Source organism: Sedimentibacter hydroxybenzoicus DSM 7310 (genome assembly GCF_013403245.1).
GTDB classification, from domain to species: domain Bacteria; phylum Bacillota; class Clostridia; order Tissierellales; family Sedimentibacteraceae; genus Sedimentibacter; species Sedimentibacter hydroxybenzoicus.
On sequence record NZ_JACBNQ010000008.1, the window covers coordinates 1 to 13,934 of the forward strand.

Here is a 13,934-nt window from a genome sequence, read left to right on the forward strand (position 1 = left end):
ACTTGAACTGGATCATATTTTTTTAAATTTAATCTTTCAATAGTTTAATTGTGAAACTCATTCATGCGTTTGTCGTGTTATTTATTGATATGATAGTTGACATATGAAAGCTTATTGAATATAATACTAATTAATTAAATATTGTATAACTAAGAACTATGGTAAATATCATAGTTCGCAGTATAAGAAATAAAAGCTGCGATAAGAATTAGTAGCAATCATGAATACAAACAGAAAGTTACCGGTTGATGAGAGGTGCCTTGGATATTGATTGTGAATACATCTTTGAGCTTTGCACCGAACAGTTTTTTAGTAGGCTGCAACGGGAAATAACACCCGTTATAGTGTTAGAGTATCTCATTTAATAAATGACGTACTTAATAAGGTGAGCAATGTGAGTTGCTTGCAAATATAAGGTGGTAACACGAAATGATATCTCGTCCTTTTGGAAACAAAAGGGCGAGTTTTTTATTATCGGCTTTTCTTCTTATACCTCATAAATATTGAATAAAATATTTCAAGGAGATGTTAATTATGTTAAAACCAGAAGAACAAATGCAGATTATCTCAAAAGGTGCGCACACCATAGTAAATGAGGAAGAGTTGCTTTTAAAGCTCAACAAATCTTTCGACAGAAATATACCGCTCTCAATCAAATTAGGACTTGACCCATCTGCGCCGGATATACATTTAGGCCACGCGGTTGTACTCCGTAAAATTAAACAACTGCAGGATTTAGGTCATCACGTAGTAATTATTGTGGGTGATTTTACGGGAAAAATCGGTGACCCCACCGGAAAGTCAAAGGGAAGAATTGCTCTCACAAATGAGCAGGTTCAGAAAAATTCGATAACTTATTGTGAACAAATTTTTAAGATATTGGATAAAGATAAGACTGAAGTTCGCTTTAACAGCGAGTGGCTTTCTAAACTCAATTTTGAGGACGTAATTAGGCTTGCCTCTACTACGACCGTTGCGAGAATTATGGAACGAGACGATTTCAAAAAAAGGTATGAAAACCAAACTCCGATAGGAATTCATGAGTTTTTCTACCCATTGATGCAAGCATATGATTCTATTACGCTTAATTCAGATGTAGAATTGGGAGGCACTGACCAGACTTTTAATATATTAATGGGCAGAACTCTGCAAAAAGCATTAAATCAAGAACCGCAGATTGCTATATTCATGCCTATTCTTGAAGGTTTAGACGGTATAGAAAAAATGAGCAAGAGCCTTGGAAATTATATAGGTATTAATGAACCCGCCGAAGTAATGTTTAAGAAAGTAATGGAGATTCCCGACACTCTTATCATCAGATATTTTGAACTTGCAACGGATGAACACCCGAGTGAAATAAAAGGGATAAAGGAAAATCTCGATCACGGAGCAAATCCAAAGGATATTAAATACCGTTTGGCCGAAATCATAACTTCACTTTACCATGCACCTGATGATGTGGAAAGGGCAATTGAATACTATGATACTGCTTTTTGTAAAAAATCCATTCCTGACAATATCCCTGAGATTTTTATAAATGAAGAAACTATCAACGATATTATTATACAACTGATAAAAATGGATTATATTAAAAGCAAAAATGATTTTATCAGATTAGTGAAACAGGGCGGCATTCAGTTAAATGGGAGCAAGCTTTCACTACATGAAACCGATCGAATTATTAACCATGATGATGTGATTAAAATCGGGAAAAAGCGTTTTGTAAAATTCATTAAAGATATTTAAGGTATAACCTAAATATATAAAAAATAGCGCCGGAGCGCTATTTTTTATATATTTTCATCTAATTTTTCTTTAAAATTAATAAGATTTAAGTGATTTTCTTCGGGTATTTCGAATATATAATGCTTTAATTTCATATCCCATTAATGTTCTCCTGTCTGCACATCTATTTTCCTTACTTCTTTGTTTTTATATGTATTAAATGTAAATTTTAAACCATTATTTTCGTGTATTTCTGATGCGTAAGATAAATACCAATTTTCATCAGAATCAAAGTTATGTAAAAATGTATCGGCATTTTCGATTGCATCAACCTTAGTTATTAGCGCCTCACTGCAATATGGATATAAATCATTGTAAATTTTGCCGCCTCCTATTACGAACACATCATCATCTTCGTGGTTTTTAAGCTCTTCAAACAATTCATCAAATGAATTTACAACTATGCAGTCATCTTCTTTAAAATCCTTGTCTGTTGTAAGCACTATATTTGTTCTGTTTTTTAATGGTTTGCCTCCAGGGAAAGACAGTAATGTTTTCCTGCCCATTACCACTACCTTATTCATGGTTGTATTTTTGAAAAAAGCCATATCATCAGGTAAGCTAAACAATAAATTTCCTTGATAACCGATTGCCCAATTTTTTGCTACTGCAACTATTAATTTCATATACTACTCCTCTACACCGCTATCGGAACTTTAACCTTAAAAGGATTAAATTCATAATTAGATAATTTAAAGCTATCCACTGCAAATTTGTAAAAATCAACAACATTTTTATCAATTATCAAAGTTGGCGCTTCATGCTCTTTTTGTTCTATAAGCTCTTCTATTATTGGAACATGTCTGTCGTATATATGCGCATCTGCTATAACATGCACTAATTCCCCTGCTGTCAAACCACTTATCTGTGCCATCATATGTACTAAAATTGAATATTGAACTACATTCCAGTTGTTAGCGGCCAATATATCCTGTGAACGCTGATTTAATATGGCATTTAGCTTATTGCCTGATACATTAAATGTCATGCTGTAAGCGCACGGGTATAGGTGCATTTCGTGAAGATCTTGAAAATTATATATGTTAGTCATGATTCTTCTGCTTGCCGGGTTGTTTTTTAAATCATAAATTACTCTGTCTACCTGATCAAACTCCCCTTCTTTGTATTTATGCTTAATGCTTAGCTGATACCCGTATGCCTTTCCTATAGAGCCGCCTTCATCTGCCCAAGAATTCCAAATACTGCTGTTTAAATCATTAACGTTATTAGATTTTTTCTGCCATATCCACAGCAATTCGTCAACTGCAGCATTAAAATTTGTTTTTCTTAGAGTCAATATGGGAAAGCTTTCCTGTAAGTCATATCTGTTAACTATGCCAAATTTCTTAATCGTGTGAGCCGGAGTTCCATCCTCCCATTTAGGTCTTACATCATAATCAGTATCCCAAACACCATTTGCAAGTATATCCTTGCACATATTTATAAATAATTTATCTGCTGTACTCATTAGTCCTCCGCAACAATTATATAATATATAATTATATATTATCCACCCAACCAATACAAGCTAATAATATGCAGACAACCCAAATCTTTTAATTTGCCTTTGTGTTGTCCGCTTATAATGTAAGTACAAAAAGAATGTCATTCTGAGAACAGCTAATTCGTTAAAATTATCAACAGTGTCTCCGAATGACGATTTTTTTATCTTTGTAACCATATTTATTTCATAGAATTCTGGTTTATAAAATTCTTTATTTGCATTTTTTGTTCAAAGCCTTTTACTCTCATTGCTTCAGATTCTTCACTTTCAAAGTTTTTAAAGTATATGGACATTTCTCCGTCCTTAATATCATCGTATCTTATGCACCTGAAGCCGTTATCGTACATTTCTTTTATTTTCTCAAATTCGTTCATAATACTCTCCCCTTACGTTATATATACATAATATTCCCTGTTTATACTAAATTATGACTAAATTTGAGAAAAAAATATCCTATGAATTACAAAAGCAATTCATAAGACTGTTAAGCTGTCCATAATTCTCTCGTTTCATAGCTTTCTTCATCCAAAGAACATAGAACTTCATTATCAAAAAGCGAATTTACAGAAGGTATTATCACATCGCCGATATCCTTCAAATTAATTTTGCAACTTACTCCGGATAAAACACCTACACCTATGGCACCTGAATTTTTTGCAAACATCATATCGTAATATGAATCTCCAACTATTGCAACTTCTTCAGGATTGAGTCCATACATGCTGCAAAATCTTTCACATGCATCATTATGAGGTTTTAATTTCATAACTCCGTCATTAGAGCCGATAAAATCAAAACAATCATGCAAGCTTAATTTATTGATCATATGCATTGCCGACTGATATGAATCTGCCGTTGCAAGACCCATTTTAATACCTTTAGAGCTTAAATGCTCATACAGAGCTCTTATATCGGTTAACGGTTTAAATTCAATGTCTTCTCTTAAACCTTCTCCTCTGATGAGCTCTACTACATGCTTCTGAAATGGCGCTAACTCTATATTTTTGTATTTACTCAATACAAAATGAAGCTCTGCCGCTACATCCTCATGTGATCTGTTTGCCAATGCTCCAAATGGTTCAGCGACATTTCCTTTTATACCGATAGATTTTTTAAGCTCGTTAAAAATATTATCGTCTTCTATGCAATATTCTTTCATTAACTTTTTAATTGTATTAACTGACGCATCTATCCATAATGAGAAATCTATCAAGGTTCCATCCTTATCAAACAATATTCCTTTTATCATCATTTCACCTCCTTTTGACGGGGACATTCCTTTAAAGCTTCCTACGAAGACTTTCTCTACTTTAAAGGTGTGTCCCTCTTCCTTAAATAGTAATGTTAATTTGTAAAAATATAATAATCGTTTTGTAAAAATCATTACTTATACAGCATTTTAATTTAATTATATTTAAGTATCCTTAAATTGTGATTAATTTAGATAAGAATAATTGCGCCATTATTGTAAATAATACCAATATCATAGAGAAAGGTTGTGTTTATATGCGGATACCAAGACATATAGGGCTTATACCTGACGGAAACAGAAGGTGGGCACAGGATAATGGTTTAAATAAACAGGATGGATATTATTATGGACTTAATCCCGGGCTTGCAGCCTTAAAATTAGCACAAGAATATGGTATTGATGAAATTACATATTACGGCTTTACCACCGATAACTGCAAAAGACCTAAAGTTCAAATCGAATCCTTTGTAAAAGCATGTGTGGATGCGATCAATATAATTGCCAAAGAAAATGTGTCACTCCTTGTTATTGGAAACACTAAATCATCTGTATTTCCAAAGGAATTATTAAAATATACCACAAGAACCAATATAGGAAACGGTGGAACAAAGGTTAACTTTCTGGTGAATTACGGCTGGGATTGGGATATATCAAAAATTAACGTAAATTCCTCCGATCGTAGAACAATTATGGATTGTCTTCACTCAAGAGATATTTCAAGAATCGACCTGATTTTAAGATGGGGCGGCAGAAAAAGATTATCGGGATTCTTGCCGGTTCAATCTGTTTATTCAGATATTTATACAATTGATGATATGTGGCCTGATTTCACACCCGAGCAATTTCATAAAGCAATGAAATGGTACAATGCTCAGGATGTAACATTGGGGGGATAATCTCCCCCATTCATTGCGTTTATGGTAACTCTATTATCTTTTCCTTTGATTGTCTGTACAGAACAAATTTGTTGCCTATACTTTGTACATACTCAGCTCTGACTGCTTCCGCTATTTCGTTAGCAGTTTCCTTTGCCTCAAGCATACTGTTGTTTAATACGCTTATCTTAATCAATTCTCTGGCTGCTAACGCATCATCGATTTGCTTTATAACATTTTCTGTTACGCCGCCCTTGCCGATTTGCATTATAGAATCAATACCATTAGCCATTGATTTCAAATAACTTCTTTGTTTTCCTGTTAACATTTCTATCTCCTCAATTTGGGGACATTCCCCTTTATCTTCAGTTCTAATCGGGGACATTCCTTTAAAGCTTACTCCAAAGATTTTCCCAACTTTAAAGGTGTGTCCCCATACCTCTGTCGGGGTGTGTCCCCTTTCCTCTTAGTCCACGAAGTCAAATTCCACTCCGCAGACACTTATTAAATCTCCTTCTGTTGCTCCAAGCTCTCTTAATTTATCTATGACACCCTTATCGACTAAAACCTTCTGGAAGTTGCTGAAGGATTCAAAGTCGTCAAAGTTAGTTGAATCAACCAATCTTTCAAGAAAATCACCTTCTGCGAGATAATAATCATCTTCCTTAGTTACAACGATTGTATCTCTTTCCTTTCTGTCATAGAAGCTTTCGATTTCCTGCTCATCAACAAATTCAATTTCCTCTTCGATTTGAGTTAATCTTTCATAGGCACGCTTCTTTAATAAATCAAGACCCTCACCTGTTGCTGCCGAAACCTCCAGTATCTCATATTTCTCAGAAAACTCTTTTTTAATTCTTTCTAAATTTACCATAGCTTCCGGCAAATCTATTTTATTAAGCACTATTATCTGCGATTTATCTGACAGCTTATCACTGTACTGCTTCAACTCTTCATTTATTTTATAAAAATCCTCAACGGGATCTCTGTCCTCTTGTCCTGATGCATCAATTACATGAAGCAAAAGCTTAGTTCTTTCTACGTGTCTTAAAAACTCAAGACCTAAGCCGGCTCCTTCGGATGCCCCTTCAATAAGACCGGGTATATCAGCAAGAACGTAACTATGTCCTTCCTCTATACCTACCACACCTAAATTCGGCTTCAGTGTTGTAAAATGGTAATTTGCAATTTTTGGCTTTGCACTTGTTATTGTAGCAAGTATAGTTGACTTGCCAACATTGGGAAACCCAACCAAGCCAACATCTGCAAGGAGCTTAAGCTCAAGAATTATTTCTCGTGCATCTCCCTTTGTTCCCGGCTCTGCAAAACGGGGTGTACGCCTGATGGAATTTTTAAATTTCGTATTTCCTTTTCCACCTCTGCCTCCTCTTGCAACCACAAACTGCTGTCCGTGAGTTTTCAAATCAGTTAATATAATATTTGTTTCTTCATCCTTAACCAAAGTTCCGGTGGGCACTCTTAGAACAAGGTCCTTACCGTCAGAACCATACTGTTTTTTTCCTCTGCCGTCTTCTCCGTTTTCTGCTTGATAATGCCTTTTATATCTAAAATCCATCAATGTCCTTAAGCCCTCATCAGCTTCTAATATAATGCTGCCCCCGTCTCCGCCGTCTCCGCCGGCAGGTCCGCCCATGGGCTCATATTTTTCACGTCTGAAGGCAACGCTGCCGTTTCCGCCTTTGCCGGCCTTAACACTGATTTTTGCTATGTCAATAAACATATTCTCCTCCTGTCGGGGACATTCCCATAAGCCTTACCTCAGTGACTATCCCTACTTAGGGGTGTGTCCCCTTTTACGTTGGGGACATTCCCTTAAGCATACTCCAAAGACTATCTATACTTAAGGGTGTGTCCCCTTTCCTATTATACAAAAAACCTACCATTAAGGTAGGTACATTGCTTTATGCTTCTAATTCACAGGGATATACACTTACTTGCTTTCTTTGTTTGTCTTTTCTTTCGAACTTAACTTTTCCGTCAACTTTTGCAAATAATGTATCATCACTTCCGATACCAACATTTAATCCCGGGTGAAGTTTAGTTCCTCTTTGTCTAACAAGAATGTTTCCTGCCAATACAAACTGACCATCAGCTCTTTTAACTCCCAGCCTTTTAGAATTGCTGTCACGACCGTTTTTAGAGCTACCAACACCTTTTTTATGTGCGAATAACTGTAAATTTAATTTTAAAAACATGTTTACACCTCCTCAAATTTAAGTGTAATATATTGACTGTAATCTGCCAGTAATAATTCTATACCTACTACGAAGCTTCTATATATTACATCAGTTTTATCATTGTTTTTTAATGTTCTGACACTCATCAGACCAATGTCCTCATCAACCTCATAACTTATATCTTCCGGTTCAATACCTGCAACTAAGTTAATTGAGTTAAGAACTGTATACGATAAAATGGAAACTGATGCACATACTATGTCTAATCCTTCTTCGGCGTATCCTGAATGTCCTTCAACTATAAAACCGCTTATTTCTTCCTTGGTTCTATATACAGAAACTGTAATCATAATTATCCAACTATTTTCTCAATTTTAATTTGAGTATATGGTTGACGATGACCTTGTTTCTTTCTGTAGTCTTTCTTAGCTTTATACTTAAAAATTATAATTTTCTTAGCCTTTCCTTGGTTTTCAACCAAGCCTTCAACTACAGCTCCGTCAACATATGGTTTTCCAACGTTTAATTTTCCTTCTTCAGCAACAAGTAAAACTTTATCGAATTTTACCTGTTCACCATCAGCTATGTTAAGTTTTTCAACTCTTATAACATCGCCTTCCTGTACTCTATATTGTTTTCCACCAGTTTCAATGATTGCGTACATAAAATTACCTCCTCTTCCCAGTCTCGCCATTGCAGGTACTTTACAGTTTTAACCTGATCCGCGCGGCTCTTGCAAATATAGATTTTAACAAATTATAATACATTTGTCAACTATTTTTGCTGTTTAACATACATACTAATATAATTTAGTTTGCCTGTTCTGTCAACAATTATTTCGCCTGCGAGGATATTTTTGTCCTTTACAAAATATATTTTCATATTATGTTTTTGTTCCAATTTATTTATTATATCCATGCATTCATTCAGTATTTTATAATAAATTATAGAACCGGTTTTTAATACTATTGCTTCTGATGTAGTATTATTTTTGATTCTTTTTATTAAAGCTTCAAGCCTTAGAAATATATGAACCTTTGAACTTGTCCTGCCGCTCCCGTTGCAATGCTCACACTCTTCCGTAATTAAATTAAAGAAATTTTCCTTATCTTTTTTCCTTGTTAGTTCCATCAGGTTAAGCTTTGTCATGCCGATGACGTTGGTTTTATTTTTATCATTTTTAAATATCATCTTTGCCTTATTGACTATTAAATTAATATTATCCTTGTTTTTAACATCAATAAAATCGATTATGATTATTCCGCTGATATTTCTTAAATTAATCTGTCTTTTTATCTCATCCAAGGCATATAAATTAATAGCTAATGCCGTATCCTCAATGCTTTCACTTCCAACAAAGCTGCCGCTGTTAACATCTATTACTGTTAATGCTTCTGTAACATCAATAATAATCGAACCACCGTTATCAAGGTCTACCTTCCTTTCAAAAAGCATGCTTATTTGTTTTTCAACATTGTATTTATCAAAGGAATTATCAGATTCAACAATTTCAATATCATTTAATTCGGAATATCCTGTCAAAAGCTCTGATATTTTTTCTTTTGTTTCTTTATTTTCCACATATATTTCTTTTACTGAAGCATCTATGTAGTCATAAAATAATTTTTCAATCAATGAGTTGTTTTCATATAATAGCTTAGGTGCATATGAATAATTATATTCTTGTTCTATTTTTTTTAAGACAGATGAAAGCATATTGTATTCTTGCTGTATGTTTTCCTTTGGACAATCCTTCGAAAAAGTCCTTATTATCATACCGTTTCCTTCTGACATAATTTCTCTTCCTATATCCTCCAGACGTCTTCTTTCATCAATATCTTTGATTTTCTTCGAAAGGTTTATCTCTATACTGTTTGGTATGAAGGCAATGTACTTTCCCGTAAGTGATATATCCGTGGTAACAGAAATATTCTTCTCACCCATAGGTTCTCTGACTATTTGCAAAAGAAGCTCATCACCTTTTTTTAAAACCTTATTTATATTATCAACATTTCTTTTTTTAATGTTTTTTTCCTTTAGAAATTTATCCGAAAGCAGGTCGTCTAAAAATAAATAAGCATTTTTTTCAAGTCCGACATCAATAAAAGCAGCGTTCATACCGGGAAGAATGTTCATAACTCTTCCCTTATAAATGTTTCCTATAACACTTTTATTGTTTTTTTCTTCATGGATATAGTCAATCAGCTTGCCATCCTCCAGAACCGCAGCCTGATCAAAAAATATTGAACTGTTGATTAAAACTTGCTTCATTCTTATTGCTCCGTTATAACAATGATTTTCTGTTTTCGTCTAATGTATCTACCTTTAAAATAGTATAATAATCTATATTAAAACCGCTGTCTGATATAATTTTAATTAAATCATCTGCCTTCATACTGCCTGTTTCGGTTGTTATAAATATTGCTTCTATAACTGTTTTGCCCGTCTTCTCAAACGCATTAAGATATGTGATGAAATCCTTTGTATTATATTCTTTAGTAATTATTTTATTTTTCTTATTTTTTTTCTGCTTGCTGAAAACAATACCTGTTTCAATTATTTCTTTTATCAACTCATTAAGCTTATTAAAATCAAGATTAACAAATTCAACATTAAACAAATATTCTGTATATGAGCTTCTTGCCATCAATGAACGGCTGTCCTCTGAATATGCCGCTTTTAATATCTGCATTTCTTTGGGCATCACAACATTCATTCTGTTTACGAAATCATCCGGCTTAATATCTTCATTTAACTCTATCTCAAAGTACTCACCGATGCTTTCTATACCCAAAGACAAAGGAAACCCGAAGGATGTTTTCATATGTGGATTAAAACCTTCTGAATATTTTGCATCTATTCCTGCTCTTTTAACCGCTCGTTGAATAAACCTCAAAACATCTAAATGCGATATATATTTTAAATTTCCTGTCTTTGTATATTTAACTATTAATGACATGGGGACAGGCACCTCCTATTAATTTATGGTTAACGCCGCAGTTATAGCACTGTTGTCTGCAGTCGCTTGTAGTGAGAGCTTTCATTGCATTGTTATATTCACTGATTAAGAATTTTTTAGTAATTCCCGTATCAATAAAGTCCCATGGAAGAACTTCCGTTAATTCCCTTTCTCTTTTAGCAAAAAAGTCAGGAACTGTATCTGTTTCTTCAAAAGCTTCCATCCATTTATTAAAGTCAAAAACATCGTACCACCCGTCAAAACGGCATCCTTTTTCAAAAGCTTTTATCAAAGCATCAGAAAGCCGTCTGTCTCCTCTTGCAAAAACAGCTTCCAAATAGCTTAGTTTTGGTTCGTGGTAGCTGAATGACACCTTTTTATCTTTTATTTCTTTCTGTAAAGATTTTGCCTTGTCATAGAATTCATCCATGCTGTCCTGTTTAACCCATTGGAACGGCGTGAATGGTTTAGGAACGAAGCATGATGCACTTACGTTAATTTTCAGGTTGCCCTTTATTTCTTCCTTCGGCCTCTGGAAGAATTTATCCTTTACCTTGTAGCTTAACTCCTTAATACCCATTACATCTTCCATTGTTTCTCCCGGAAGACCAATCATAAAATATAGTTTAACTGTAGACCATCCTAAGTTAAATGCTGTTTCCACAGGTCCCAATATTTGCTCTTCGGTGAGATTTTTGTTTATAACATCTCTCATGCGTTGAGTTCCCGCCTCAGGAGCAAATGTAAGCCCCGATTTTCTGACTTCCTGCAATCTTTCTATTATATCGAAGGTCATTGAGTCAAGGCGAAGAGATGGCAATGAAATGCTTACATTCTTATTTTCGTATTTATCTAATAATTGTAATGTTAAATCCGGCAGACATGAATAATCACCGGTACTTAATGAAGTAAGAGATATTTCGTCATGTCCTGTAGAGTTAATTAAACTTTCAACCTGATTAACGAGTGTATCAGGACTTTTTTCTCTGACCGGTCTGTATACCATTCCTGCCTGGCAGAAACGACATCCTCTTGTACATCCTCTGAACACCTCTAAAACAACTCTGTCATGAACAACATCAATATATGGCAAAATACTTTTTTCAGGATAAAAGCTTTTATCCAAGTCCTTGATTATTCGTTTTGTAATTACTTCCTTGGCATTGCTGTTTAATATTTTTCTTTCCTTTATAGTACCGTCATCGTTGTATGTTTCTTCATAAAACCGGGGTACGTAAACACCCTCTATATGTGCTGCTTTTTCCAAAAATGAAAGCTTGTTAAAGCCACTAATTTTCTCTTTTTCATAAAGCTCCATCAGCTCAAGTATCAGCTCTTCGGATTCTCCTATTGTAAACAAATCAACAACCTCATAAAGAGGTTCCGGATTGTATGCGCAGGGACCTCCTGCAATGACTATGGGCATATCCTCTGTTCGATCCTTTGACCGTATAGGAATGTCAGCTAAATTTAACATATTTAATACATTTGTATAGCTCATTTCATATTGAAGAGTAAAACCGACAAAATCAAATTTCTTTAACTCATCTTTGCTTTCCAAGCCGTACAAGGGTATGTCATTTTTTCGCATTACCTTTTCCATATCTGTCCACGGCGCAAATACTCTTTCACACCATATATTATCTTTACTGTTCAGCAAATGATATAAAATATGAAGTCCCGTGTGAGACATGCCAACCTCATACACATCAGGAAATGCAAATGCAAACCTTATACTAACATCTTCCTTATTCTTAATGACAGAGTTAAGCTCACTGCCCACATATCTTGCAGGTTTTTCCACACTTAACAGCTCCCTGTCCAATTTCTTTATATTTATCATTGTTACTCCTTTTATACTATCTTTTCCTATTAATTCTGCTATTACTCTGATTTGCTCTTTATTATGAAATTCTAAGATATTTTAACACAATCATTTTAAATTGACAACTTATAATTAAATTATATAATAGAGTGTATAGATAAAACTGCAGGAGGCATCATGAACTATAAGGAGGCAATTGAATTTATTCACTCTACATATAAATTCGGTTCAAAATTAGGCTTATCCAATATTACAAAATTGACGGAACTGTTAGGAAACCCACAAGATTCATATAAAATTATACATATTGCCGGCACGAACGGAAAGGGCTCAACAAGCAACATGATACACGATGTATTAATGGCTGCCGGTTACAAGACAGGATTGTTTATAAGTCCTTACTTGGAAGAATTTACCGAAAGAATTCAAATAAACAAAATACAAATTGACAAAGAAGCGCTGGCAAGGACTACTTCATTAGTCAAAGAGAAAATAAAAATAATGATTGAGGAAGGATATAATCATCCTACCGAATTTGAGGTTGTAACAGCCATCGGATTTAAATATTTTCAGGAGCAAAATATAGATTTCTTAGTATTGGAGGTTGGCTTAGGCGGCAGGTTCGATGCCACCAATGTTGTTGCAAACACATTTATTTCGGTAATTACATCAATCAGCTATGACCATATGGAGTACTTAGGAGATACATTAGAAAAAATTGCCTTTGAAAAGGCAGGTATCATAAAAGCAAATTCCAATGTTGTGATTTATCCTCAGGATGATAATGTGGTTAATACAATAATAGATATAGCAAAGACGAGGAATTCTAATTACTATTTAACCGATAAAAATAATATAGAAAAAATAAATGGAAACTTAACGGGTCAATGGTTTAAATACTTAAAAAATGATGTATTTGATTTGCCTGAAGTAAAAATAAATTTCTTAGGAGAGCACCAGCTTTACAATGCCCTTACGGCACTCAGAACTCTTGAAATCGTAAAACTGTCAGGTTATAATATCACTGAGAAAAGTATATTAACAGGCTTCGAAAGTGTGAAATTTGCAGGCAGATTTGAAATATTACATGAAAACCCCGTCATAGTTATCGACGGAGGTCACAACATAGACGGTATTGAAGCTTTTTCTAAAGCAGTGAAGGAATATTTTAAGGATAATAAAGTCATACTGTTTTTTGGCATGCTGAAGGATAAGAATCCTGATGATGTGCTTAACTATTTAGTTCCTCTTTGTAAGGAAATATATACATTGACGCCAAACAATCCAAGAGCAATGAAAGCATCAGATTTAGCTGAATTAATTAGAAACAATTATGATATAAACGTAACATCCTTAGATAATTACAAGGATATTTTAAGAATAGTCAAAGGTGCCGATGAAAGCGAATACATCGCCTTTGTAGGTTCATTGTATATGATTGGAGAAGTAAGAATACTTCTAAAAAAAGAATATTTGTTTAATTAAGTGATATGGACAAGAAAGGAACGGATGTTTTTAAACTACCGTTCCTTTATA

At 34.2% G+C, this 13,934-nt stretch carries 15 protein-coding genes and 1 other annotated feature; of the genes, 3 read left to right on the forward strand and 12 right to left on the reverse strand.

Translation table 11 applies throughout. From position 1 onward, the window contains the following. The first annotated feature begins 189 nt into the window (after positions 1–189). Positions 190–448, forward strand: a binding site (T-box leader). 86 nt (positions 449–534) lie between these two features. Then, complete coding sequence (tyrS, locus tag HZF24_RS08420) at positions 535–1,746, forward strand: tyrosine--tRNA ligase (RefSeq protein WP_179237864.1); 1,212 nt, start codon at positions 535–537, stop codon at positions 1,744–1,746. Between the two features lie 140 nt (positions 1,747–1,886). On the opposite strand, the gene HZF24_RS08425 is transcribed toward tyrS, so the two are convergent. The 4 genes from HZF24_RS08425 to HZF24_RS08440 form a co-directional block, all read right to left on the reverse strand. Next, a complete protein-coding gene (locus HZF24_RS08425) occupies positions 1,887–2,411 on the reverse strand; it encodes a dihydrofolate reductase (RefSeq protein WP_179237865.1) in 525 nt (174 codons plus the stop codon). An 11-nt stretch (positions 2,412–2,422) separates the two neighbouring features. Continuing rightward, complete coding sequence (thyA, locus tag HZF24_RS08430; RefSeq protein ID WP_179237866.1) at positions 2,423–3,253, reverse strand: thymidylate synthase; 831 nt, start codon at positions 3,251–3,253, stop codon at positions 2,423–2,425. 215 nt (positions 3,254–3,468) lie between these two features. Beyond that, on the reverse strand, positions 3,469–3,663 hold the full coding sequence (locus HZF24_RS08435) for a hypothetical protein (protein WP_179237867.1): 195 nt from the start codon (positions 3,661–3,663) through the stop codon (positions 3,469–3,471). A gap of 110 nt (positions 3,664–3,773) precedes the next feature. Beyond that, entirely contained in the window at positions 3,774–4,541 is a 768-nt protein-coding gene (locus HZF24_RS08440; protein WP_179237868.1) for an HAD family hydrolase, read from the reverse strand. A 254-nt stretch (positions 4,542–4,795) separates the two neighbouring features. Here HZF24_RS08440 and uppS point away from each other — a divergent pair, with 254 nt between their 5' ends. Then, positions 4,796–5,437: a polyprenyl diphosphate synthase gene (gene uppS / locus HZF24_RS08445; protein WP_179237869.1), complete on the forward strand. Its 642-nt coding sequence runs from the start codon at positions 4,796–4,798 to the stop codon at positions 5,435–5,437. A gap of 19 nt (positions 5,438–5,456) precedes the next feature. Here the strand turns inward: uppS and yhbY are convergent, their stop codons facing one another. From yhbY to HZF24_RS08485, 8 genes are all read right to left on the reverse strand, one after another. Further along, positions 5,457–5,744, reverse strand: a complete 288-nt coding sequence (gene yhbY / locus HZF24_RS08450) for a ribosome assembly RNA-binding protein YhbY (RefSeq protein WP_179237870.1) — start codon at positions 5,742–5,744, stop codon at positions 5,457–5,459. A gap of 138 nt (positions 5,745–5,882) precedes the next feature. Further along, entirely contained in the window at positions 5,883–7,157 is a 1,275-nt protein-coding gene (obgE, locus tag HZF24_RS08455) for a GTPase ObgE (RefSeq protein ID WP_179237871.1), read from the reverse strand. A gap of 181 nt (positions 7,158–7,338) precedes the next feature. Continuing rightward, positions 7,339–7,632 carry a 50S ribosomal protein L27 gene (gene rpmA / locus HZF24_RS08460; RefSeq protein ID WP_179237872.1) on the reverse strand — a complete coding sequence of 98 codons (294 nt, stop codon included), beginning with the start codon at positions 7,630–7,632 and terminating at the stop codon, positions 7,339–7,341. 2 nt (positions 7,633–7,634) lie between these two features. Beyond that, positions 7,635–7,964 carry a ribosomal-processing cysteine protease Prp gene (locus tag HZF24_RS08465; RefSeq protein ID WP_179237886.1) on the reverse strand — a complete coding sequence of 110 codons (330 nt, stop codon included), beginning with the start codon at positions 7,962–7,964 and terminating at the stop codon, positions 7,635–7,637. A 2-nt stretch (positions 7,965–7,966) separates the two neighbouring features. Next, on the reverse strand, positions 7,967–8,278 hold the full coding sequence (gene rplU, locus HZF24_RS08470; RefSeq protein WP_179237888.1) for a 50S ribosomal protein L21: 312 nt from the start codon (positions 8,276–8,278) through the stop codon (positions 7,967–7,969). 110 nt (positions 8,279–8,388) lie between these two features. Continuing rightward, positions 8,389–9,885 (reverse strand): Rne/Rng family ribonuclease, encoded by a 1,497-nt coding sequence (locus HZF24_RS08475; RefSeq protein WP_179237890.1) that lies wholly within the window; start codon positions 9,883–9,885, stop codon positions 8,389–8,391. Positions 9,886–9,898: 13 nt separating this feature from the next. Further along, the gene (locus tag HZF24_RS08480; RefSeq protein ID WP_179237892.1) at positions 9,899–10,573 is read right to left on the reverse strand and encodes a TIGR03936 family radical SAM-associated protein; all 675 of its coding nucleotides are present in this window, start codon (positions 10,571–10,573) and stop codon (positions 9,899–9,901) included. Further along, positions 10,557–12,416 carry a TIGR03960 family B12-binding radical SAM protein gene (locus HZF24_RS08485; protein ID WP_179237893.1) on the reverse strand — a complete coding sequence of 620 codons (1,860 nt, stop codon included), beginning with the start codon at positions 12,414–12,416 and terminating at the stop codon, positions 10,557–10,559. Before HZF24_RS08485 ends, HZF24_RS08480 begins: the two co-directional genes overlap by 17 nt. A gap of 159 nt (positions 12,417–12,575) precedes the next feature. Here HZF24_RS08485 and HZF24_RS08490 point away from each other — a divergent pair, with 159 nt between their 5' ends. After that, positions 12,576–13,883, forward strand: a complete 1,308-nt coding sequence (locus HZF24_RS08490) for a bifunctional folylpolyglutamate synthase/dihydrofolate synthase (RefSeq protein ID WP_179237894.1) — start codon at positions 12,576–12,578, stop codon at positions 13,881–13,883. Positions 13,884–13,934: the final 51 nt, after the last annotated feature.

Bases quoted from the DNA above. Each gene is read 5' to 3' on its own strand.
- tyrS (WP_179237864.1), top strand. From the start codon at position 535: ATGTTAAAACCAGAAGAACAAATGCAGATTATCTCAAAAGGTGCGCAC.
- HZF24_RS08485 (WP_179237893.1), bottom strand. From the start codon at position 12,416: ATGATAAATATAAAGAAATTGGACAGGGAGCTGTTAAGTGTGGAAAAA.
- HZF24_RS08425 (WP_179237865.1), bottom strand. From the start codon at position 2,411: ATGAAATTAATAGTTGCAGTAGCAAAAAATTGGGCAATCGGTTATCAA.
- rpmA (WP_179237872.1), bottom strand. From the start codon at position 7,632: ATGTTTTTAAAATTAAATTTACAGTTATTCGCACATAAAAAAGGTGTT.
- uppS (WP_179237869.1), top strand. From the start codon at position 4,796: ATGCGGATACCAAGACATATAGGGCTTATACCTGACGGAAACAGAAGG.
- HZF24_RS08435 (WP_179237867.1), bottom strand. From the start codon at position 3,663: ATGAACGAATTTGAGAAAATAAAAGAAATGTACGATAACGGCTTCAGG.
- HZF24_RS08480 (WP_179237892.1), bottom strand. From the start codon at position 10,573: ATGTCATTAATAGTTAAATATACAAAGACAGGAAATTTAAAATATATA.
- HZF24_RS08465 (WP_179237886.1), bottom strand. From the start codon at position 7,964: ATGATTACAGTTTCTGTATATAGAACCAAGGAAGAAATAAGCGGTTTT.
- obgE (WP_179237871.1), bottom strand. From the start codon at position 7,157: ATGTTTATTGACATAGCAAAAATCAGTGTTAAGGCCGGCAAAGGCGGA.
- yhbY (WP_179237870.1), bottom strand. From the start codon at position 5,744: ATGTTAACAGGAAAACAAAGAAGTTATTTGAAATCAATGGCTAATGGT.
- HZF24_RS08440 (WP_179237868.1), bottom strand. From the start codon at position 4,541: ATGATGATAAAAGGAATATTGTTTGATAAGGATGGAACCTTGATAGAT.
- HZF24_RS08490 (WP_179237894.1), top strand. From the start codon at position 12,576: ATGAACTATAAGGAGGCAATTGAATTTATTCACTCTACATATAAATTC.
- HZF24_RS08475 (WP_179237890.1), bottom strand. From the start codon at position 9,885: ATGAAGCAAGTTTTAATCAACAGTTCAATATTTTTTGATCAGGCTGCG.
- rplU (WP_179237888.1), bottom strand. From the start codon at position 8,278: ATGTACGCAATCATTGAAACTGGTGGAAAACAATATAGAGTACAGGAA.
- thyA (WP_179237866.1), bottom strand. From the start codon at position 3,253: ATGAGTACAGCAGATAAATTATTTATAAATATGTGCAAGGATATACTT.